Raw genomic sequence first — 19,850 nt, 5'->3', positions numbered from 1 at the left:
AACGAAAGTGCTGGAGTTTACAGGCTCATTTCATGTTGGAAACTGGGTTCACCTTCAGGCTCAGTTCATATTGGAAGAGACTCGTACCCTTTCAGGCAAAGTTATATATAATTGTCAGAGATGAACATAAACGCTTCCGCTTAGCTCTGCGTTATACGTATACGACTTAGCAAGGATCACAAAAACAATATCTATTTTCCAATAAGGGGGTAAGTAATGGATCATAAAAGAATAAGAAAAAGATACACAAATCCGAATGATTTGCCATTTAAAAAATTGCCATTTTCAGAAAAACCATTTTCCAATAATTTGCATTTTGAAGAATTAGATAAAAGTGCTAAATATACAGGGACTGTATCATTAATAAGATTCTTCGATGATGACTCTTATAGTGTAGCTTTGACCTTATATTCGAAAAACAGTAATAATAACTCTTACGTACCTGTCGAAGATTTAAGCTTATCCGAAGCAAGTAAAAGTTATCTAATTGATGAGTTTTACAAGGTTAATGGTAAAGAAATTAACAGAATAAATGAACAGGAATTTATTTTTACACCTTATGCAAAATATAAAAATCTAAATGATTCTAAGTATGAGTTTGAACAAATATTAAGAACAATAGAGAAAGTGATTAAGAACTTTAGATTTTTAGAAGGCTATTATCTTTTTGATTGGAAGCCAAAAATTCCAGATTTTTGTATTAATGAGTCAAGCTTACTGCCTTTAGAAGACGCTCTAAATATAACTAAATTAATAGATTCATTTGTTTGTAGAGAACTTGCTGGGTTTGATAATGACTTATCTTTGTCTGGAGTTTTGGATGTTCGTATTGGAATTGGAAGTTTAAATAATAAATTCCATATTGTTTGTGAACCAGTAAATGTCGTTAGTTATGATGATTATGGAACAATAGATAAAGAAATAGTCCACTTTCATAAATTTGACACATACGAGGCTGCTGTCAAAGCATTAGATAAAGTTCAAGAAATACCAGATTTAAAATATTGGACAGAAATTCCACCATATGACTGGCCTTATGGCGTCACAATATCAGAGAAAAGCAAAAAAGCCGTATAATAACTGTTATATTCGGGAGCTCTCCCTACACAGGCATGCAGTTCCACATCGGGCGGTTCACCGAGGATACCCCGTGCTGTAACCAAAGTGAATAAGCACTGCCCTTAAAACCTGATCTTCTTGGAGGTTGAAGCCCACACCAATAGTAGTTTTCCAGGTTGACATCCACGGTGGACACATCGCTGAAACTGAACTTCTCAACGCCCGTCAGGAAGTCAGAGCCATCCCTGCCACTCACGGTATCAGTAACCCAGATGCCCTCGGAGGTTCGGGTAATTCGATAGTCTGAATAGCTGCCAGAAAACCTTGCGACATCCACACCTTCACCACCGTCAATACGGTCATCACCCTGACCGCCATTCAGTACATCATTACCGGCATCGCCCAACAGGATGTCGTCGTCCAGCCCACCTTCCAGAACGTCATTGCCTTCACCGCCACTCAAACGGTCTCGGCCACGATGCCCCCGCACAATATCATTGCCCTTGCCACCATAAACAGAGTCGTTGCCGTCCTCACCCGACAAGGCATCGTTTGCCAGGCCCCCAGAGATCACGTCATTTCCTTCGCCGCCCTTGATAAAGACGTTACTGCCACCGCCGCCAACGAAGATATCATTCCCCCGGCCACCTTCAACGACTTCTATCCCGGACTGGTGTAGGTTCAGGGTAACGCCTTTAGTACCCAGGACCTTGACAATATCAATGCCATCGCCACCCTGGATATTGTTCGGGTTATCATCACCGTCAATCAACAGAACATCGTCGCCTGCTCCGGCATTAAAGGAATCGGAACCGCCACCACCGGCCAGCCAGTTGGAATCGGCATCACCGATCAGCGTGTCATTGCCACGACCACCATAAGCCGAGTTAACGCCTTTGGCGACAACATCCACAGTTTCACCTGCGTCACCTGCCGCATAACTGCTGAAACCACTCTGGGAAGACACTTTCTTGCCATTTCCATCGGTGACAAAGGTATGTCCATCCGGATTGGAGAGGAAGTTAGCGGCAATGGCTTCCCGGGTTTTCAGCTCGCCATTCACATTCTGGACAAAATCGCCCCGTGCCAGTACCTCGTTACCATCCAGAATCTCCCCGGATTCTTCTTTGGCATTCAGGTTGACGGAAACAACACCAGCGTCTTCCAGGCTTTTCAGCTCACCTGCATCCGACACAGCATCGCCATCCGCATCCACCCAGACCTTGACAGAAGACCAGGCTGCATCCTGATTGTTGAACACACCATCACTGTTACTGTCCAGGGTTCTCAGTGCTTCAAAACCATTGGCATAAGGCGTTTCACCCGGGGCACCATCCTGCCCTTTGGCACCTTTGTAATACTCCGAAAACAGTTCACTGACATCATCAATTTTTCCATTGTTATTCAGATCAACAGCCAGCAGACCATCAGTAGGCGACACCCAACCCGACTGTTCCCTGATGCCATCATTATCAATATCAAAGAAGACATTCGCATGGTCGAAATGCTCCAGCTGAACACCATCGCCATTCAAATCCAGTACCAGAGGATCAATAAAGAGAGTATCGAACGCATTGCTCTGGGCGCTGTTCAGGGAGCCCAGGTCAAAGTCATCGAAGGTATCGAAGTTATAAAGGGGGTCTTGTTCCAGGGCAGAACCCAGACCATAGTCGAACTCCAGATTGAGGTTATGGTTACCGGGCCGTAATCCGTTACCGATGATATCGCCAATCAGGGTGTTGTGAATGCCGTTGTCGTTTACAATGCTGTCGGTAGAGAGCGCATACCAGTTACTGTCGTATTCCAGATACCCCTCACCAATCAGGCTGGATGACTGCTCTGGATCGAAATGCGAGTTTTCGGAAGTACCCTGGGTGGTGTGGGTGTCGATGTCGAGGAGGGAGTTGTCTACAGGGCCAGTGTATTCATTAATATTACTCAAGGCACCCTGAGTAATCTCATCAGTCTTGGTATTAACGTAGTAGGTTTCGCCAGTATCTGGATTGACAAACTCAACAAGCGTTCGTCCCTCGGTTTCAATAACTGTTGAAATATACTGATTATTTTTATGAACTCCGATGATTGACTCACTGGTCTCAGCAGTGCCAAACTGATCATTCAAGCTCAGTGGCTCACTGGTATCCAGAGGTTCTTTCGGTTGAACAGTGACAATAGATGCCTTGCCATTCTCATCGGTTATGGTGATAACTTTCACGCCGGTGGCGTTGTCAGTTTCAATACTGAGGTTAATATCTGTTGACTGTAATGGCTCATCGGTTATTGTAATGTTAGGGTCGTTTGAAATGACAAACACCGGGTCGGTGGGTGATTTTAGCTGGTTTGAAGATTCAGGTGAAGTTAGCGAGTTTGAAGCATCATCAAAATCACCTACAATGGTATCCCAGATGTGGCTACCTTCTTCTGGTCTCACCAGAGAATATGCACCGAGTGCTACTCCAACAGTTGTTGCGGCCAATGCAAAACCGACTGAGCCAGCTGCCATTGCAAACATGCCTGCAGTTCCAAGACCTAAGCCCAAAATGTCCTGGATTGTTGCATCACTTAATTTGTTGTCGTTATTTAACTCGCTATAAGCTTTTTCAACTATCGCAGGCACTTGGGCTATTAGAACAGCTATATTGGCTTTGCCTATCGTTTTGCCTGCAAGCTCAGCTGCATCAGCCATTGTAGCTAAGGCATCAAGCGCAGCTATCAAATCTGAACCTGCTTTGAGGTAGTCACCATCTGAATAACTGTCTGCGGCTGATGCAATTGAAGTTGAGGCTCCATGGCCTTGCAGTATTCGAACCGCAGCCTCAGCGTTACTGATCCCTATTGTTGACATATTCCTACCTATGGAATTTAATTGTTAGCATCAAAGAAAAAAATAGTAGACACAATGTGATATAGGCTAATAGTCTTGAAGGTTTTTTCAAGTACACATCCATGACATACTTTTCATTCAATAAATATTCGCTATTGCGATATATCTGGAAAACGAAGTCCTCATTTGACAAGTAATCTGCAACTATATATTTAATACATAAATAATCACCTCTTTTAATATCTAGCTGTTTTATTTTTGAAACAAGTTTTTTATCTATGACTCTAATAGTATTTTTTTCCTTATCCTTAAGCTCAATAAGCCAAGCAGATATACCTCTTTTGGAAGATGCCCAAAATGACTTGACCACCTTTCCACAAACCAAAGCTGCAGAATTATGATCACTTTCGGACCTGGTTATTTGACTAATGTAGCTATAACAAAAAACAATGCTAGCTGTAATCGCAATTCCAAGAAGCAATTGCTTGGCACTACTCATCTTTAGGTCAAAAGTTATTTTCATACAGGTATAGCCCATAGCAGCAACAATAAAAATAAGGGCAATAATAATTCGATGCTACTGCGTCAATTGAAAATACTTACCACCATTTTTCTTCACACCAAACAGCCCACTGTCTGGATAAAGCCTACTTTTCAAAAACCAGACGTAGCCCATGCTCAGTATTGAAAAGACAACGACCAAAGTGGTAAAAACTGGCACTTGCCCTATATCTTTGAATAAGCGGGGAAACTGGATAATGCCAAGGATAAGAAAAGCATTGTAGGCTGTTAAGCTATAGCGATAGAATCCAATAATAAACAGTACGGGCACAGCAATACTGATCAGACCAAAAAGGATAATGTTATGTCCTCCTAACAAGGCCCCCGTATTGAAACCAATCAGAGCTGCGATGCTTGCCTGAACGAACATTATAAGAATAAGCAGGTTATTCATTTTTTCATACTTCTGGCACAAGAAAGGATCAGGAAGTGCAGTTACCATTAAGGCCAGTTTTTTCTCTGGTAGGCCGTTATCCTGATATTTTTTGTAAATTTCACTTTTTCCCATACCTTTGTTGAGTAGTTCTTGCATTTCTTGTTTTACTTTTCTCTTCTTCATTCTCTCTACCTGTAACTGAATCAATAAAATAGACTGCCCAGAAAAAGGCTTTACCTTTCCCTGATGCTCTCCTGCTTAAACCTCAAAAGCGGACTCAAAAAGTATTCTATCAATCGCCGCTGCCCGGTTTTAATTTCCACAGCTACACTCATGCCAGGCGACAGATTCACTTTCCTTTTCTCTACCAGCATCCAGTCTTTCTCTATGTGAACACTGGCCAGGTACCGCAAGCCTTGCTTTTCATCGGGTACAGCGTCGTCGGAGATATTGATCAGCTCACCGCCAATCAGACCGTATTTGGTGAAGTTGAAGGTGTCGATTTTCACCTCTGCCCGCTGGCCTTCCTGCACAAAGCCGATATCTTTGTTCAGCACCCAGGCTTCAACTTCCATGGTTGCTTCTTTAGGTACGATCTGCATCAGTGCCTGTGCAGGCTGAACGACACCTCCAATAGTGTGTATCTGGAGTTGCTGCACTGTGCCGTCTATGGGCGAAACAATCTTCTGCTGGTCATGCAGTTCCTGGGCCTTGATGCTTTCCTGCTTCAGGCTGGTCAGCTGGCGACGAACCTGCTCCTGTTGATCCAGGCTCTCCCGGCGTTTCTGGGCATGGAGGCTGTGCAGCTGGTTTTGAGTCTCTTCCTGTTCTGCGACCAGCTGCTGAACCGTCGCTTTTTGTGCCTTGATATCTTCTTCCAGCTCTATGCGTTGCTGTTCCAGTTCGAGATACTGAACCCTTGAGCCGAAGTTCTTTTTGTAGAGCCCCTCCAGTGCCAGTGTTCGCTCTTCAATGATGGGTAAAATCCGCTGGAGCTTGCTGACGATAGCTTCAATAGTCCGCTGCTCAGCCACTTTACTCTTAAGCTGGCTCTTTAGGGTGTCTGAAGCCGTTAAGTAGTCTTTTATCTGCTGGGCAAGCAACTGTTCTTCAAAAGCCAGTGTTTCCTGTGACGGCGAGCCACTCGAGTACTGGTCAGCTGCCTTATATTGGGGTACCCGGATACTGTCCGGCTGGTCTTGGGCTGGTTGATCAAGATAACTAACAAACGCCCGTTGTCTGGCCAGTTGCAGCTCAAGAGCGATTATTTCTTTTTTCAGCCTGACCAGTTCTGCCTCGGTCACAATGCCAACCAGAGAAACCAGTGGATCGCCAGCTTTCACCTCATCGCCTTCCCGAACGTGAATGGCCTGTACTTCACCTATCACCATCGGCTGAATGGTTTTTACGCGCTCGCCCGGTACGATTTTGCCCTGTGCTGTGGCAACAATATCAATCCTGCCCACGCAAGCCCACACAATGGCTATTGTGAATAACAGGATGATGGTTTTTACAATTATTCGGCTGGTCGGGTTCGCCGGTGTTTCCTCCACTTCCAGAGCTGCCGGTAGAAATTGGCGTCGTGTATTGTGCAATGCTTCCTGTTTTTCTGTTCTGGTCAACAGGAACCTGGTCGCTTTTTCCCAAACTGGTCTGACCATCAGATAGCCTCCCGCAAACCATGTTGATGGGCATTCAGCCGGGCGTAATGTCCGCCTTGCTTAACCAGCTGATCATGAGCGCCTTCTTCCACAATACGACCTTTTTCCATGACAATGATGCGGTCAGCATCCCGCACAGTTGAAAGACGATGGGCAATAATAAAAACCGTCCTACCCTGGCTGATCCGCTTCATATTCTGTTGAATGATGTGTTCGGACTCATAATCCAGCGCACTGGTGGCCTCATCGAATATCAGAATTTTCGGATTGGTCAGTAATGCCCGAGCTATGGCAATACGCTGTTTCTGCCCACCAGAGAGGGTGCTGCCCTGTTCACCAACCTGAGTGTCATAACCTTCAGGCAATTCAAGAATAAAGTCATGGGCACCTGCCAGCTGGGCGGCAGCAGTGACCCGTTCAATAGAAGCACCCGAATCAGCCAGTGCTATGTTGTCGCGTACTGAGCGGTTAAACAGAAAGTTTTCCTGAAGCACCACGCCGACTTGCCTTCTCAACCAGGCGGGCTCGACTAACGCAAGGTCAATGCCATCGACCAATACTCGACCAGACTCAGGCACATAAAGTCGTTGTACCAGTTTGGTGAGTGTGCTTTTTCCTGAACCCGAGCGACCGACAATACCAATGACTTCACCCGGTTTGACGGCGATGGAGATGCCATTCAAGACAGCAGGACGATCGGGTTGATAGCGGAACGTGACATGTTCAAACTTGACAACTCCCTTCAGTGTTGGAAGTGTCGTACGATTTGGGTCATGTCCCGGTTCTGTGGGTGTATTCAGAACATCGCCCAGCCGCTGAACGGAAATACCTGCCTGCTGAAAGTCCTGCCAAAGTTGAACCAGTTTCAAAATAGGTGCACTCACTCTGCCTGCAATCATATTGAAGGCAATCAGCATACCGACCGATAGCTCACCATTGATCACCAGGGTGGCGCCAACCCAGAGAATCAGCACTGTGACTACCTTGTTAATTAGCCCTGCAAACTGGCTGGCAATATTACCCAGGTTCATCGCCCGGAACGAGGCAGAGACATAAGCTGCAAGCTGATCTTCCCAGACTCGTTGCATCTGAGGTTCAACCGCACTGCTTTTAATGGTTTCCATCCCGGTGACAGACTCCACCAGAAAGGACTGGTTTTCTGCGCCTCTCTTGAACTTTTCATTCAATCGGGCACGAAGAACAGGCGTTACTATCAGGGACAGAATGATATAGAAAGGAATAGAGCCGAGAACAATCCAGGTCAGTGTCGGGCTGTAGAAGTACATTACTACAAAGAAGATGATAGTAAACAACAGATCAATACACAGCGTCAGCGCAGAACCGGTAATAAACTCCCGAATTGTATCCAGCTCACGGACACGGGCTACCGTGTCACCGACTCTGCGGGCATGAAAAAAAGCAACGGGCAAGCGGAGCAGGTGATTAAAAAGCCGGGAACCCAGCACCACATCTACCCGATTGGTAGTATGGCTGAACACGTAGTTCCTGAGTCCATTCAGCACAATATCAAAGACTGACAGCACGAGCAGACCAAAAGCCAATACATCCAGTGTCGTTAGTGCCTGATTGACAAGAACCTTGTCGATAATGACCTGGAAGAACAGAGGCGTAATCAGGGCAAAGAGCTGAATAAAGAAGGATGCCAGCAGCACTTCATAAATCAGTTTTTTATGCTTGAGTATGGCCGGAATAAACCAGCTGAAGTCGAATTTTGCTATCCCCCCTGGTAGCAATGACCGTTTGGTGAATAGAAAGAGTTCACCAGTGAACAGGGTTTCCAGTACATCCAGTGATACCGTTTCAGGCCGGTCTTTCAAAGGGTCCTGGATCAGTGCTTTGCCATCATGAAAGCGGGCAATGATAAAGTAATGGCCATCAGAGTGACGGGCAATGGCGGGTAGAGGCAGATCTTGAAGTTTTTCACACTCAACTTCTGTACGACGAGCCTTGAGCTTTAAAAATTTTGCGGCCCTTAAAAGGTCTAACCCCTCAACAGGTCGATCGGAATCACCAAACTGGTGTTTGATCTGCTCCGGCTGAGCGGCCAATCCATGAAAACGGGCCAGCATCACCAGACAGGTCACTGCTGATTCCGAACTGCGTACACCATCCATCGGTGCGACTTCCTATAATTATTCTGTTCCTTGTGAGTTTGGATTGGATACTTTTAAGGCAGTGCGTGTCAAGATTTACCACTAAATGTCACCAAATGTTCATCAAAAGAAACAAATAACGAACGCTTTCAAGTAGAAGTGCCTTATGATTTGAATTCACTTACCTGCTTTCTGGTACTGGCTATTGAGGAAGGACTGGCAGGGTCAGAAGACAACTGTTATCGGATACATGGACGACAGATGACAGCCATTAAGCTATTTCTTCGGCTTTGTGTTTTGAGTCCCATGTCGGCGACAGCACATGATCTCTATGACGTCATTTCAAAGCGACTTCGACGCTTGCATAGCATCGACTCCTACGAACCTTTCTATTTTGTGTTCACAGATCGCAATCAGAACCAGGACTACATAATGAATTGTTTTTTCAGTGATGCGTATGAGCTTTTTTACAACAACCTGTCATTGTTTGAAGAGTGGTTAAGTCAAGCTAAAGAAATAGAGCTGGTTCAAAAAACCGTCTTGGATGAGAGAGCATTTTTATGGTCGGTTTTTCTTACAGAGGCACAACAGCTTGAGCATGTTTTGTTCAATGAGAAACCAATCAGGCTGGAGCAACACCCATATATTAAAAAACTACGGGACAGAATGGATGAATATAAGAAATATGTTGGACCTTGAGCAGCGGTGTGGTCACCGGATAACAGCAGAGTGGGTGACTTTTTAACGGTAGAGGTGGTCAATCTGGACAGTGCAGCTAGCAATAATGAAGATAGCCACAGAACTGATAGGCTGATGTGCCGCCTACCATCGCGTTCCTGCTGCTAAGCCACATGGCCTTACCCGCCGGGCAAATGCAAGTTTCTTCCTGTTTATCGAAGGCAAAATCTTTCAGGGTGAAACGGTCCGAGGCGGTAGGCTTACCGTGTTTCTTTGCCAGGGCCGCCCGCTCCTTTTTGTGTTGAATCTTATAACGCCCAGCCTGATCAAAGTTCGGATCACGCTGACGAAACTGGTTGTCTGCAATATAGCCATCGACGTTCATAGCCAACAGCGACTCCAGGCTCTCCCGAGAGTGGAAGCCACTGTCGGCTACAATTTTGGCGGTAGTCAGTACATTGCGGTGTTTGAGCCATTCACAGTGAGCGTCAATCGCCTGCACCATGGGTATCAGAGTCGGTTGCTCAGCGCCGCTACCATAGGCTTCCCCGTGCATAATCACCTTATGCTTACTATCAACACCGGCCACACCGCAGTAGCCCTGGATCACGCCTTTGGAGGTTTTCATTTTGGCACTGTCGGGGTCGGTGACATAATGGCGAACATCTCCCTGCCGATCAGACTCAATTGATCACACACCATTAGCACCTGCATAAACAGCTGGGTAATCGGTCCCTTCAAGCGGCTGATAAATTCGGCGATGGTCGTATAGTGAGGCTGACTGTCGGCTGACAGTGCCATAAATACAATGTTCTCCCGACAGGCTTTTTCGATTTTACGACTGGAGGTGATCCCTCGGGAATAGGCGAACAACACCACCTTTAAAAGCATGGCTGGATCGTAGGTTAAACGACCGGTTTCATCATTGTTGTAATGCTCATGAAAGATCGAAGTATCGATTTCATGATCTACCAGGTAATTCAGCGTGTATTCAAAAGAGCCCGGCACCAGTTGTTCGGCAAGATTAACTGGTAATAACAGATTCTGACTGGTGTCGTACGGTTTAAAGCGAGACATAGTGCGGGTTTTAAGTCTTCTCAGGGGCTTGAGCGCTATTTTATCAGACAACACCGGCCAGGACAGGGCTTTTGAGGGTTTTTCTACAGCCTCAACGCTTGCGTGTAGCGCGCAGCCGAAGGCGTCGTCGGGTGGAGGGGTGAAGCCCCGGAACGAACTGGAAGCATTTGTTATGCGGCGGTTACCCTGAACGAAAATTTCTTTATAACTAATATGGCAGCTATTTAAGTATGAACTATATTAGAACCTACTTCTTGTTATGGTGTTTTCAAAACGAAATAAAATGAAACATTTTGGGCTTTTCACATCAACCTTACTGCTTTGCATTGTACTAAAATCTGAAGCAGGATTTGAAAGAATAATCATTAAATCTGACAAAATACCGGTACTTGAAATCACAGCCAAATATAATCATCAAGCATCCAGGACCAGAAATATAGTCCCCGATAAAATCATTGTCAGGTCATTACTATCAGATACAGTAAGAAGCAGGCTGGGGACACATCCCTTCTTTACAGCTCTAGAGAATTTTTCGCGTTCTTTGTACAGGACAGGAATTATGAGTATGACTGCTGAACGCGAATACTCTAAGAGTTTTACTTTGTCATTCGATAACGCACCTAGTTTATTGTTAAGAACGCCAGCTATTGACATGATGGATTGGCAAGTGGTTTTTTCTCATCTAAATCAAGACAATCTGCTTTATCAATCTGGTTATCAAATCCCAGGAGTTCATCCACTTATATTATTTTTCTCGTGTGATTTTTTGAATTATCTTGATCAGAATATTTTAACAGGAATCGCAGGCAGCCAAGCAATAAAGCACTTCTGGAACCGCTTTGGGCTGATGGTACTCACGACTCGCGCTATGGTGTCATTAGAAGGAATGCCTTCTTCAAAATCACCGTACTGCTTAAGCCAGTCCAGCCGTTCATGACCAAAGTCTTCGATTTCACCCCAGCCTTCTGCGCCGGCAATGACAGCACAGATGGTCAGAAAAAGGATGTCTGTTAGCTTGTGGCCGACTTTCCAGGCTTGGCGTGGGTCACTAATAATAGAGAGTTGTGAAATCAAATCGTGAGCATTCATGCTGAGGCCTTATCCTGTTGTGCAGGTATAAGACCATAGACGTATTAAAAAGAAAACAAATATAAGCTACAGGTCAATAATTTCAGGGGTTTTCATGATTTTTCCCTGGATAAGCATTTTCATGGCTGATACCATTTCAATGCAGTCGCAACAGCGCTGCGCGACTACGTTAAACGTGGCCGTGCTTTGGTGGTTACTGTGATAGACGTACTTGTCCAGTGCGGGAACACTGGGGCATTGCTTCTCAACATTGGCCACCTAACGGAGTGTGTGCCCACGCTCCGGGGAGTTTTCCAGCCGGGGCCGACTGTTCCCGCAGCCGGTTATCCTTGACTGAGAACTCCCAAACTTTTTATCTGCCGATAAGATTGTATGGCGTGACGGGCTTAGTATTTGAGCTAAATCACAGACGCCGGTTGAGGAAACCTAACGCCTGCGTGTGGGGCTGACGCCACAGGCGGCAGTCCCAGCCAGCTTGCTAGCGACACCACGCACTTGTTATGCGCTGGTTTATATGCGAGAAGCTTGAACTAAGGCTCTTGAAATCCATTGGTTGATACTTTGACCGCTAACCTGAGCTGCTGTTGCAATGGTTGCATGAAGTTCTGGTGGAATACGTAGCATCAATTTTCCAGAGTATGGTTTCTGAGGCTCTTTGCCCACAGAGGCACAAGTTTCGAGATAATCTTCAACTGCGTCGTGAAAAGCATCTTTTAATTCTGTTACTGACTCACCATGAAAACCAACTCGATCTTTAATGCCTGCAATATGACCAATAAAGCATTCATCATCGTCACTGTATTCTATGCTAGCTGCATAGCCTTTATATGTCATTGTGTTCATGGTTTAACTCCAATTCTAGTTAGAAAATCTCGTGTATCTTTAACCTGATAGGGCTTTGCCTCTTTTTTTGGGTGCGGTCTATGAAAAGTTCCGATTTCCCCATCTTTATGGAATCTTACACGTGACCCGCGCCCCTCGATAATATCAGCTCCGACAGCAATCAAGAGGGCTTCTATAGCCTTCCATTCCAACTGTTTTGGGGTTGGATCTTTGAATATCGCTGTGAGCGTTTTACGGTGTTTAGCATTCATAGAAGACACTATAGAGCATAGTATCATAAAATGGTATCAATGCTATGATTTATGATGAATCGAAGCGCATAACGCCTGCGTGTGGGGTGCCGCCCAGGCGGCATCCCAGACAGCTTGCTGCCGACACCACGCTTTTGTTAGGTTTTCGATTGTTTGAATGCCCCGGTGGCTGCCCACCGAGGACTTGGAATTAGAGTAAACCGATTTCGTGAAGAACCATTGTGCAGGCGGATACCGACATAATGATTCTATCTACACTGACGTTTACTCTGATTGCGATAAGCATTTTCATGGCTGATACCATTTCAATGCAGTCGCAACAGCGCTGCGCGACTACGTTAAACGTGGCCGTGCTTTGGTGGTTACTGTGATAGACGTACTTGTCCAGTGCGGGAACACTGGGGCATTGCTTCTCAACATTGGCCACCTAACGGAGTGTGTGCCCACGCTCCGGGGAGTTTTTCAGCCGGGGCCGACTGTTCCCGCAGCCGGTTATCCTTGACTGGGAACTCCCAAACTTTTTATCTGCCGATAAGATTGTATGGCGTGACGGGCTTAGTATTTGAGCTAATTCACAAACGCCGGTTGAGGAAACCTAACGCCAAAATCAGGTGCGCCGTAGGCGTCACCTGGATTTTTTTGTTATGTTGCTGTTGGGTGCTGGTAAATATGCCATATACCACCACGAAACTCTGTAGCTTTGCTAAAAACTGCACCTACAGATTCAGCAAGTTTTATAGATGGAATATTTTCTGAATTTATGAAGCTAATCAATGGCAAATTTGGTATGTGTTCTCTGCCAGCAACTTGCACTGCGATAGTTGCTTCCTTAGCGTAACCTTTACCCCAATATCTTGGAGCCAAAGCCCATTTTATTTCTGGCGCTGGCCAATCATTGGGATACCAGAAACCAACAGGCCCAAGGACTTTACCAGAATCCTTACTCACTACAGCATACGGCCCATATTTTCTGATTTGCCAATGACCGATCATACCGCACATAGTTCGCCAAGTTTCACCTTCAGTGAATTCCCGACCAGTTGTAAATTTTGTTGCAACAGTATCGGAATAATATTCATGAAGATCTCTCCAATCATCATCTTGGAATTGCCTGAGAATTAATCGCTCTGTTTCTAATTCAGAAGGTACAAGAAAATCCATCTACTTGATAACTCCTTTGATTGGATTGCAACATAACGCCTGTGTGTGGGGTGCCGCCACAGGCGGCATCCCAGACAGCTTGCTGCCGACACCACGCTTTTGTTAGGTTTTCGATTGTTTGAATGCCCCGGTGGCTGCCCACCGAGGACTTGGAATTAGAGTAAACCGATTTCGTGAAGAACCATTGTGCAGGCGGATACCGACATAATGATTCTATCTACACTGACGTTTACTCTGATTGCGATAAGCATTTTCATGGCTGATACCATTTCAATGCAGTCGCAACAGCGCTGCGCGACTACGTTAAACGTGGCCGTGCTTTGGTGGTTACTGTGATAGACGTACTTGTCCAGTGCGGGAACACTGGGGCATTGCTTCTCAACATTGGCCACCTAACGGAGTGTGTGCCCACGCTCCGGGGAGTTTTTCAGCCGGGGCCGACTGTTCCCGCAGCCGGTTATCCTTGACTGGGAACTCCCAAACTTTTTATCTGCCGATAAGATTGTATGGCGTGACGGGCTTAGTATTTGAGCTAAATCACAGACGCCGGTTGAGGGAACCTAACGCCATGCTGTGGGGCGCCGCACAGCGGCGTCCCAGCCCCTTTAGGGGCGACACCAGCAACTTGTTAGCATGGCAGCCCACCCGCAAGGGCAAATGGTGAATGATGCAGAGGATTAGCAGCCTTCTTGCTGAACTGATTGAAGCGCACAATCTCTGATATTTAAAAGCTTCCAGGCGATAAAGAAGCTGATGCAACTTTGAACTGGCATAGGGCCACTGAGCAAAAAGTACCGATAAACTGAAAACCAACGCTGACATGCCCAACGATACACCGCAGATTTTTCAGCGACAGACTTCACACCAGCAGACATGAATTGCTGAGAACTACTGAAAAGTTAGTGTAACAGTGTCTTTTTGCTGGGAGGTTCTAACTCGAAACCCACCATAGACAGTGAACCCAAAAACTCTTTTTGAAAACTGGTCTTTTCACAACCAGAAACTCTCTATTATTGCTGCCTGCTAACGCCTTTAGCAACGGCAGCCGAAGCGAAGCTTTGGCTGTCCAGCCCCGTAGGGGCGAGGTTGCCTAAACTTGTTAACTGTTGCCGAATGTACCGAGTAACCTATTTTTGTTTGTTTCGGATATTTCACAGAAATAAACCCCCATTGGTAAGAAGTCGAAATAGATTGGCATTAGGCGAAGTTTTTGAAGCCCCGGAACATATGGCTTGAATGCCATTTTAAGTTTAAGCCTGCCTCTTTTTATTACTAGTTCTTGCTCTGTGCTCTTTAATACTTTGATTTCAGATACAGGAGCATCGAGAAAGAAATTGATCTGCTGCCCCAATATTGGCGATATTTTATAGTATTGCTCTCCATTCTTTTCATAGAACTTTGAGTTGATCGATCCTAGTGCGATTTCTTCCATATCTATACAGTTAACGCCAAGTTAAGCGGCGGCGCATCTAGCGCCGTCCGGTGGAAGGGCGAAGCCCTGGAACGAACTTGAACTTTTTGTTATGCCTTTGCTGAGATTATCGCAGCTCTTGGAAGACTTCCGGGCACTGCTCTGCGATTCGCAAGAGGGCTTTTGCTGGACCTTGTGGACTTCGGCGACCTTGTTCCCAGTCTTGTATGGTTCTGATGCTAACGCCCATAAAACCAGCAAACGCTGATTGTGACAATTTTAGCTTTTTTCTAATCTCTTTAGCCGGAGATGGCTCTGAAAGAATAGATGTTTTCAATTCTTTTTCGCCTGACTTGAAGGCTTTTATCTCTTCTATACCATCAAGAATTTCCTGGCCTATATCTCTATCACGCATTTTCGATAGCCTCCGCAATTTTCTTCAGAATGTGACCGGGAACAGTGGCTTGCTCAGATTTGCTATAAATCGTTAACATCCAAATTTCATGGTCACTCTTCTTCCAGTAGTAAATTACCCGAACACCACCGCTTTTACCCTTACCTTCAGGTGCCCACCTTACTTTTCGTACACCACCACTACCACGAACAATATCACCAGATTCAGGCTTTTCCTGTAGGTGCCATTGCAACATCCTATACTCATCATCCGATAAATATTCAGATAGCAACTTGGTGAACTTGCTTGTTTCAATAAATATCATGAGTTAAAGTATACGGCATTGCCGTACTTTGTCAAATTTTCATATCTTCTTGAATTTCTTTAAGTTTGTACATGAGGCATAACGCCAAGATAAGCCGCGCAGCAACAGGCTGCGTCGGGTGGAGGGCGAAGCCTGGAACGTACTTTAGCGCCTTGTTATGTTTCGGTTGGTGTAGCCTTTGGTGATATCACTTTGTAATGCTCGAATTACAAATATTAATGGAACAAGATAGAACAAATAGCCTATGGCAAGAGAATACACAAAGCTGAAATCAAATGATTTATCAACGTAAAAAATAGCCATTAATATCAGAATTAAAAACGATAATCTGACAAGCAACTTTCGCATTAATTCTGAGCCTTTGAGTAATCCATAGCCGCCAACGATAAGCATTAATGCTATAAAGATCTGCATTAACACTGGCCAAATAATTGATATCGCTAGATCGCCAGATTCTCTGACCATTAAATTTCCAGCACCGCTGAGTACACTTAAGCTCCCTATAATCATGAAAAACCAGCTTACAACATGTACTCTTGTAGGTATTTCGTTACTCATAACATATCCTAGAAACATAACGCCATGCTGTGGGGCGCCGCACAGCGGCGTCCCAGCCCCTTCAGGGGCGACACCAGCAACTTGTTAGCATGGCAGCCCACCCGCAAGGACAAATGGTGAATGATGCAGAGGATTAGCAGCTTTCTTGCTGAACTGATTGAAGCGCACAATCTCTGATATTTAAAAGCTTCCAGGCGATAAAGAAGCTGATGCAACTTTGAACTGGCATAGGGCCACTGAGCAAAAAGTACCGATAAACTGAAAACCAACGCTGACATGCCCAACGATACACCGCAGATTTTTCAGCGACAGACTTCACACCAGCAGACATGTACTGCTGAGAACTACTGAAAAGTTAGTGTAACAGTGTCTTTTTGCTGGGAGGTTCTAACTCGAAACCCACCATAGACAGTGAACCCAAAAACTCTTTTTGAAAACTGGTCTTTTCACAACCAGAAATTCTCGATTATTGCTGCCTGCTAACGCTACCATCACCCGCCGGAGGTAGCTGTCACGCTTTTTGCCCTCGGCAAAAAGCGTGACAGCTGCCGGAGGTCGGGTGCATGGCCTTGTTAGCTTCTTCTAGTTGGTATTGACTAAACACTTTAATACCATTAGCTGTTAATAATGCTGCTGTAACGCCTGCACCATCAATTTTTGTTCCTGAAAAAGCACCATTATATATAGATGAACTCCCACATGAAGGACTAAAATCGGCCAGCACAGCAACCTTGATATGATTTTGTTTACACAGAGACAAGGCGTTATTCGCTCCAGTCAGAAATTTTTCGGTGACGTCTTCACCACTATTTTCAATTACTGAAATTCTTCCAGAAATAACATCATTTCCTTCACCGCCAGATATCTCAGCTGGAGCTCTTGGAATACTCATACCAGCACTTACTTCTGGACAAATTGAAACAACTCTACCGTCATCTATCCATTCTTGGAGAATTTCACTGTTGGTAGACAAAGAGTTGCCATCATAGCGAACTCTATCTCCTAGCAAGCAAGCGCTGACAAGTACTTGTTTCATGCACAATTCTCGATACTTTCCTGGAAGTTAACCTCAAAGCTGACGGGCGCACAGTATGTGCGTCCCGTTGAGCGTGTTGTTATATTTCATGGAGTTTGGGTAATGACAAAACTTGAAAAAATATGGATTGAGGAAAATGAAAGTAATGCTATTCGTATTGACTGGAATAACGACAGACATCAAAGAATAGAAATCAGAGGTGACAAGCCAGAAGATATAATAAAAGCTATGGATTTTGCTGTCAGATTACTTAAATCAGAGTTGAGGGATAGAGAAATATAACGCCGCATTAAGCCGCGCCGCCGCAGGCGGCGTCGGGTGGAGGTGCGAAGCACCAGAACGAACTTGAATGCTTTGTTATACGGCGTTCTTGATGGTTTTTAGGATAAACGCTACCCGATTTTTAACCGATGTTTTTGGAACTTCGATTGTTTTGTACCCATGAGCACTGTACCACTTGATTAGATCTGAGTTAACTTTATGTGATTCTTCGAAAGTTTGATCACGTTCGTTATCAGTTGCATAAATTTCTTCCCATGGAGGGAATACAAATACAAGAGGATTGTACTCATAAAATTCAATGTAATCCTTTAACTCAGAAGCATTTATCTTAGCTTCGTTATTGAGCATATATAATGAATCTAATATGCCTCGATCAAAGAATAATGTAGTGCTATCTTTATCATGTTTATCATATTTTTGAATGTCTGATTTCAAGCATTCGTAAGCAAATTCTTCAAGTTCTGGGCGAGGTGATAGCCCTTTAGATAATCTTTTTTTAATTATTTCTCTTGCCGTTTCTGATATAAAACAATATCCAAGCCGTTTGAGTTCTTCTAATGTTGTTGTTTTACCACCACCAGGACCACCTGTAAAAACAAATTTATTTTGCATTTTTAAATTATCACCAAATTTTAAATACTCTTGAATTTGGAATTAGCCGTATAACGCCGCCAACACGGGCGAGCAACTTGTTGCGAGTCCAGCACGCGCAGCGTGCATAAGTGCTTGGCCTTGTTAAAACGGGTCATCTGTTTTGGGGTAGTTTGCTAGTTGATGATTCTTACCGCAAGCCTTACATACTGCGCTTATATGCAGCTGATAATTTACCAAGTAAGTACATGCATTTATGAACTTGGGGAGAAAATAATATAAGAATGCAAAGACTATGAGGCCGCCTGGTACGGTTCTTTGTCCGAATATACCCCGATCACTAATAGAGCCATCCTCAACTGAGGAGACAAGTGATGCAGCGCCAGCCCAAGCAATAAGAAAGGCAATGCCTAGAAAGAAGCTAAGCAGCACAGTAAGACCGATGGAGTCAATTATGCTGGCCTTGTACTTTATTTTAGGTATAAGAATTTTATTGCAGCACTTTTTCATAAGAGTTTTAACGCCTGCTTCAGCCGCGCGCCGCAGGTGCGTCGGGTGGAGGGGCGAAGCCCCGGAACGAACTGGAAGCATTTGTTATATTTCAAATACCTCGGAAACCCATTCGCTGTTTATTTGCTGTGAAATTACCAAAGAGTTTGCTTGTTCACTGCTCTTTGATAAAAGCCCTTTGCTAGACCAGCTAGCACTTTTTCCAGTTGGCTCCCAACTACCTGTGTTTTGGTTATGGTTGGCTATTGTAACCAGCATTTCATGTTTTTTTGCGTAGGAAGCGAGCATATCCGTATCTGGGATATATCCATTTTCAGTGAAAAGAACCCCAGCTGCGTATACTGTTGCTCCTGCATTAGCGCAGGCACTAGCGTGATCAGGGTTATTTGTATCTGCACAAATAGCTAATGCAACCTTTTGATTTTGAACTTCTATGATTTTATAGTTTTTTCCGGGTTTGAAATATTTACATTCTCCTGAATGCAAATGGATTTTTGAATAAGATGAAATCTCACCATTTGGAGCAAAAATAATTGATCCAATTTCAGGCTCTTTAATTTTTATTAAAGGCGCACCGACTACCACAAAAATATCATTCTCAATAGCGGCTTTATGAAAGGTTGAAAGCCTTTTATCGTCAATGGTTAAAGCCTGTTTGCTTGCTATCTCAAGATCATAACCTGTTAAAGAAAGTTCTGGAAAAATAATAATTGAAACAGCGTTTTTATGAGCAAGAGAAATTGCCCTCATGTGCATTTCAATGTTTTTATCGATCTCTCCATCTTTAGAAGGAACCTGAGCTACAGCTATTTTGAAATTTTGCACATACTCTCCTTTGAAATATAACGCCATGCTGTGGGGCGCCGCACGGCGGCGTCCCAGCCCCTTTAGGGGCGACACCAGCAACTTGTTAGCATGGCAACCCACCCGCAAGGGCAAATGGTGAATGATGCAGAGGATTAGCAGCTTTCTTGCTGAACTGATTGAAGCGCACAATCTCTGATATTTAAAAGCTTCCAGGCGATAAAGAAGCTGATGCAACTTTGAAC

The 19,850-nt window shown here is 44.7% G+C and carries 20 protein-coding genes and 1 pseudogene; 3 read left to right on the top strand and 18 right to left on the bottom strand.

The window, feature by feature from the left end; translation table 11 throughout:
• Positions 1–216: 216 nt before the first annotated feature.
• Complete coding sequence (locus tag KBW69_RS20150; RefSeq protein ID WP_257282040.1) at positions 217–1,077, top strand: hypothetical protein; 861 nt, start codon at positions 217–219, stop codon at positions 1,075–1,077.
• A gap of 25 nt (positions 1,078–1,102) precedes the next feature.
• On the opposite strand, the gene KBW69_RS20145 is transcribed toward KBW69_RS20150, so the two are convergent.
• Genes KBW69_RS20145 through KBW69_RS20125 form a run of 5 tightly spaced genes read right to left on the bottom strand, consistent with a single transcriptional unit; the run spans position 1,103 to position 8,616 of the window.
• Positions 1,103–3,904, bottom strand: a complete 2,802-nt coding sequence (locus tag KBW69_RS20145) for a calcium-binding protein (RefSeq protein ID WP_257282039.1) — start codon at positions 3,902–3,904, stop codon at positions 1,103–1,105.
• 4 nt (positions 3,905–3,908) lie between these two features.
• Positions 3,909–4,406: a hypothetical protein gene (locus KBW69_RS20140; protein WP_257282038.1), complete on the bottom strand. Its 498-nt coding sequence runs from the start codon at positions 4,404–4,406 to the stop codon at positions 3,909–3,911.
• A gap of 54 nt (positions 4,407–4,460) precedes the next feature.
• Positions 4,461–5,003, bottom strand: coding sequence for a hypothetical protein (locus KBW69_RS20135; protein WP_257282037.1), 543 nt, complete (start codon positions 5,001–5,003; stop codon positions 4,461–4,463).
• 50 nt (positions 5,004–5,053) lie between these two features.
• A complete protein-coding gene (locus KBW69_RS20130; protein ID WP_257282036.1) occupies positions 5,054–6,481 on the bottom strand; it encodes an HlyD family type I secretion periplasmic adaptor subunit in 1,428 nt (475 codons plus the stop codon).
• Complete coding sequence (locus KBW69_RS20125; protein WP_257282035.1) at positions 6,481–8,616, bottom strand: type I secretion system permease/ATPase; 2,136 nt, start codon at positions 8,614–8,616, stop codon at positions 6,481–6,483. The genes KBW69_RS20130 and KBW69_RS20125 overlap by 1 nt, the downstream gene beginning before the upstream one ends.
• 411 nt (positions 8,617–9,027) lie before the next feature.
• On the opposite strand from KBW69_RS20125, the gene KBW69_RS20120 reads away from it, so the two are divergent.
• Entirely contained in the window at positions 9,028–9,294 is a 267-nt protein-coding gene (locus tag KBW69_RS20120; protein ID WP_257282034.1) for a hypothetical protein, read from the top strand.
• 76 nt (positions 9,295–9,370) lie between these two features.
• On the opposite strand, the gene KBW69_RS20115 is transcribed toward KBW69_RS20120, so the two are convergent.
• The 11 genes and pseudogenes from KBW69_RS20115 to KBW69_RS20065 all read right to left on the bottom strand — a co-directional run bounded on the left by KBW69_RS20115 (position 9,371) and on the right by KBW69_RS20065 (position 17,418).
• On the bottom strand, positions 9,371–9,901 hold the full coding sequence (locus KBW69_RS20115; RefSeq protein ID WP_257275524.1) for a hypothetical protein: 531 nt from the start codon (positions 9,899–9,901) through the stop codon (positions 9,371–9,373).
• Positions 9,898–10,350: a transposase gene (locus KBW69_RS20110; RefSeq protein WP_257282033.1), complete on the bottom strand. Its 453-nt coding sequence runs from the start codon at positions 10,348–10,350 to the stop codon at positions 9,898–9,900. The genes KBW69_RS20115 and KBW69_RS20110 overlap by 4 nt, the downstream gene beginning before the upstream one ends.
• A gap of 807 nt (positions 10,351–11,157) precedes the next feature.
• Positions 11,158–11,439, bottom strand: a pseudogene (locus KBW69_RS20105) (ISAs1 family transposase); the annotation flags it as partial.
• Between the two features lie 510 nt (positions 11,440–11,949).
• A complete protein-coding gene (locus KBW69_RS20100; RefSeq protein WP_257282032.1) occupies positions 11,950–12,282 on the bottom strand; it encodes a type II toxin-antitoxin system HicB family antitoxin in 333 nt (110 codons plus the stop codon).
• Entirely contained in the window at positions 12,279–12,533 is a 255-nt protein-coding gene (locus tag KBW69_RS20095) for a type II toxin-antitoxin system HicA family toxin (RefSeq protein WP_257282031.1), read from the bottom strand. Before KBW69_RS20095 ends, KBW69_RS20100 begins: the two co-directional genes overlap by 4 nt.
• A gap of 642 nt (positions 12,534–13,175) precedes the next feature.
• Positions 13,176–13,694 carry a GNAT family N-acetyltransferase gene (locus KBW69_RS20090; protein WP_257275337.1) on the bottom strand — a complete coding sequence of 173 codons (519 nt, stop codon included), beginning with the start codon at positions 13,692–13,694 and terminating at the stop codon, positions 13,176–13,178.
• Positions 13,695–14,793: 1,099 nt separating this feature from the next.
• A complete protein-coding gene (locus KBW69_RS20085) occupies positions 14,794–15,126 on the bottom strand; it encodes a hypothetical protein (protein ID WP_257275639.1) in 333 nt (110 codons plus the stop codon).
• Between the two features lie 106 nt (positions 15,127–15,232).
• Positions 15,233–15,520: a DNA-binding transcriptional regulator gene (locus tag KBW69_RS20080; RefSeq protein ID WP_257275640.1), complete on the bottom strand. Its 288-nt coding sequence runs from the start codon at positions 15,518–15,520 to the stop codon at positions 15,233–15,235.
• Positions 15,513–15,824, bottom strand: coding sequence for a type II toxin-antitoxin system RelE/ParE family toxin (locus KBW69_RS20075; protein WP_257282030.1), 312 nt, complete (start codon positions 15,822–15,824; stop codon positions 15,513–15,515). Before KBW69_RS20075 ends, KBW69_RS20080 begins: the two co-directional genes overlap by 8 nt.
• Positions 15,825–15,968: 144 nt before the next feature.
• The gene (locus tag KBW69_RS20070) at positions 15,969–16,382 is read right to left on the bottom strand and encodes a hypothetical protein (protein WP_257282029.1); all 414 of its coding nucleotides are present in this window, start codon (positions 16,380–16,382) and stop codon (positions 15,969–15,971) included.
• A gap of 511 nt (positions 16,383–16,893) precedes the next feature.
• On the bottom strand, positions 16,894–17,418 hold the full coding sequence (locus KBW69_RS20065) for a DUF523 domain-containing protein (protein WP_257282028.1): 525 nt from the start codon (positions 17,416–17,418) through the stop codon (positions 16,894–16,896).
• Positions 17,419–17,520: 102 nt separating this feature from the next.
• On the opposite strand from KBW69_RS20065, the gene KBW69_RS20060 reads away from it, so the two are divergent.
• Complete coding sequence (locus KBW69_RS20060) at positions 17,521–17,700, top strand: hypothetical protein (RefSeq protein ID WP_257282027.1); 180 nt, start codon at positions 17,521–17,523, stop codon at positions 17,698–17,700.
• Positions 17,701–17,775: 75 nt separating this feature from the next.
• Here the strand turns inward: KBW69_RS20060 and KBW69_RS20055 are convergent, their stop codons facing one another.
• Both KBW69_RS20055 and KBW69_RS20050 read right to left on the bottom strand, forming a co-directional pair.
• Complete coding sequence (locus KBW69_RS20055; protein WP_257282026.1) at positions 17,776–18,312, bottom strand: AAA family ATPase; 537 nt, start codon at positions 18,310–18,312, stop codon at positions 17,776–17,778.
• Between the two features lie 573 nt (positions 18,313–18,885).
• On the bottom strand, positions 18,886–19,850 hold a 965-nt coding region (locus tag KBW69_RS20050; protein WP_257282025.1), incomplete at its 5' end, for a carbon-nitrogen hydrolase family protein.

Source organism: Endozoicomonas sp. ISHI1 (genome assembly GCF_024606225.1).
In the GTDB taxonomy this organism is placed as follows: Bacteria; Pseudomonadota; Gammaproteobacteria; order Pseudomonadales; family Endozoicomonadaceae; genus Endozoicomonas_A.
This window is presented reverse-complemented; position numbering and strand designations above follow the sequence as displayed.

Coding starts and splice junctions, on each gene's coding strand:
- KBW69_RS20115 (WP_257275524.1), bottom strand. CDS start 9,901: ATGAAAACCTCCAAAGGCGTGATCCAGGGCTACTGCGGTGTGGCCGGT.
- KBW69_RS20090 (WP_257275337.1), bottom strand. CDS start 13,694: ATGGATTTTCTTGTACCTTCTGAATTAGAAACAGAGCGATTAATTCTC.
- KBW69_RS20075 (WP_257282030.1), bottom strand. CDS start 15,824: ATGATATTTATTGAAACAAGCAAGTTCACCAAGTTGCTATCTGAATAT.
- KBW69_RS20110 (WP_257282033.1), bottom strand. CDS start 10,350: ATGTCTCGCTTTAAACCGTACGACACCAGTCAGAATCTGTTATTACCA.
- KBW69_RS20065 (WP_257282028.1), bottom strand. CDS start 17,418: ATGAAACAAGTACTTGTCAGCGCTTGCTTGCTAGGAGATAGAGTTCGC.
- KBW69_RS20150 (WP_257282040.1), top strand. CDS start 217: ATGGATCATAAAAGAATAAGAAAAAGATACACAAATCCGAATGATTTG.
- KBW69_RS20140 (WP_257282038.1), bottom strand. CDS start 4,406: ATGAAAATAACTTTTGACCTAAAGATGAGTAGTGCCAAGCAATTGCTT.
- KBW69_RS20135 (WP_257282037.1), bottom strand. CDS start 5,003: ATGAAGAAGAGAAAAGTAAAACAAGAAATGCAAGAACTACTCAACAAA.
- KBW69_RS20085 (WP_257275639.1), bottom strand. CDS start 15,126: ATGGAAGAAATCGCACTAGGATCGATCAACTCAAAGTTCTATGAAAAG.
- KBW69_RS20060 (WP_257282027.1), top strand. CDS start 17,521: ATGACAAAACTTGAAAAAATATGGATTGAGGAAAATGAAAGTAATGCT.
- KBW69_RS20070 (WP_257282029.1), bottom strand. CDS start 16,382: ATGAGTAACGAAATACCTACAAGAGTACATGTTGTAAGCTGGTTTTTC.
- KBW69_RS20095 (WP_257282031.1), bottom strand. CDS start 12,533: ATGAATGCTAAACACCGTAAAACGCTCACAGCGATATTCAAAGATCCA.
- KBW69_RS20120 (WP_257282034.1), top strand. CDS start 9,028: ATGAATTGTTTTTTCAGTGATGCGTATGAGCTTTTTTACAACAACCTG.
- KBW69_RS20130 (WP_257282036.1), bottom strand. CDS start 6,481: ATGGTCAGACCAGTTTGGGAAAAAGCGACCAGGTTCCTGTTGACCAGA.
- KBW69_RS20055 (WP_257282026.1), bottom strand. CDS start 18,312: ATGCAAAATAAATTTGTTTTTACAGGTGGTCCTGGTGGTGGTAAAACA.
- KBW69_RS20080 (WP_257275640.1), bottom strand. CDS start 15,520: ATGCGTGATAGAGATATAGGCCAGGAAATTCTTGATGGTATAGAAGAG.
- KBW69_RS20145 (WP_257282039.1), bottom strand. CDS start 3,904: ATGTCAACAATAGGGATCAGTAACGCTGAGGCTGCGGTTCGAATACTG.
- KBW69_RS20100 (WP_257282032.1), bottom strand. CDS start 12,282: ATGAACACAATGACATATAAAGGCTATGCAGCTAGCATAGAATACAGT.
- KBW69_RS20125 (WP_257282035.1), bottom strand. CDS start 8,616: ATGGATGGTGTACGCAGTTCGGAATCAGCAGTGACCTGTCTGGTGATG.